This is a genomic window from Limnobaculum eriocheiris (assembly GCF_021010575.1).
Classification (GTDB): Bacteria; Pseudomonadota; Gammaproteobacteria; order Enterobacterales; family Enterobacteriaceae; genus Limnobaculum; species Limnobaculum eriocheiris.
On sequence record NZ_JAJNAG010000094.1, the window covers coordinates 1 to 1,238 of the forward strand.

The following is a 1,238-nucleotide window of genomic DNA, read 5'->3' on the forward strand; positions in this document are numbered from 1 at the left end:
TTTGACTGCGCGCCGGTTTGCAGACGGGTTCCACTCAATGCGATATTCTGTCCGGCGCTGACGTTACCCTCCAGCGCCAGATGGCCTCCCTCAAGGCTGACGTCTGTTAAACCTGTTACACGGGAAGCAGCATCCTGTTGTATGGACTGATGACCTTTGGCTTTTACCTGACCGGCGGAGAGCTGGCTGTTATTCCATAACTGGTGTTGCGCATCCAGCTGTATCGTTCCCTGATTGCCAACCCGGCCTTCTGCATCCACACCGACCGCCACACTGGCGTTGCTCAGTTGCAGGCTCTGCTGGCTGCTCAGGCTGACGTTATTACCGGCGGAGACGGTTCCATTCCCGACAGTGACCTGACCCTGACTGTTCAGCGTGAAGTTACCCGCTGATGACAGCGCTCCCTGTTTGATTTCAGTCTGACCGCGACTGGTTAAGCTGATATCACCATTGGCTTTATGGTTTCCCTGTAACGCCAGTTCATCCGCCTGCGCCGTCAGCTTACCCTGCGACAGCGTATTATTCAGTGTTAGCTTGCCGTTCGCATCCAGCTGGATATCACCCTGCCGGGCATTCAGATTGCCCAGATTAACCCCGACGCCCTTTTCGCTGGAAACCATATGGATACGGTTGGCGTACATTCCGCCTAATGCGCCGGTATCAATCGCCACGCGCGGTGCGCTGCCCTCTCCGGCAATCGGCGTAATGCTGCCGTCGCTGCCGACCCGATTACTGCCGCTGATTAGGCTTAAATCTTTTGCATAAACCGCCGCATTCACTTCCGTTGCGCGGGATATAATGGACAACGAGCTGCTGTTGCTGGCATCCAGCCCCTGTCCTTCAATGGTGATGCTGCCTTTGGTAACCTCCAGCGCCTGCACATTGCCCTGTGCGTCCAGCACCGGTTTGCCGGTGGTCAGAGTAACGTTTGGAGTATTAATAAATCCGCAGCCGCTACAGGTGATGCCATACGGGTTCGCCACCATGACATTCGCCTGCTTACCCGCCACTTCGGTATAGCCCTGAAGCTGTGAACGATTGGCACCCACCACTTCATTGATAATGGCGTTCGCTTCCTGCCCGGCTTTCAGGTTGGGGTTATTCTGAATCAGTCCGCCCAGTTGGGTCTGATTCAGTGCTCCTGTGGCATTGTTTAAAATCAGCCCGTCTTTACCGACGTTAAAATTCTGGTACTGGTTATGGGAAACCCCCGCGCCGTTTGGCGTGGCGATATTCAC

1 protein-coding gene is annotated in these 1,238 nt (G+C 55.2%); it reads right to left on the minus strand.

Annotation, left to right across the window (positions count from 1 at the left end; all coding sequences use genetic code 11):
* Nucleotides 1-1,238 (minus strand): filamentous hemagglutinin N-terminal domain-containing protein (locus LPW36_RS17600; protein ID WP_230611886.1); only part of this gene is annotated, 1,238 nt, incomplete at both ends.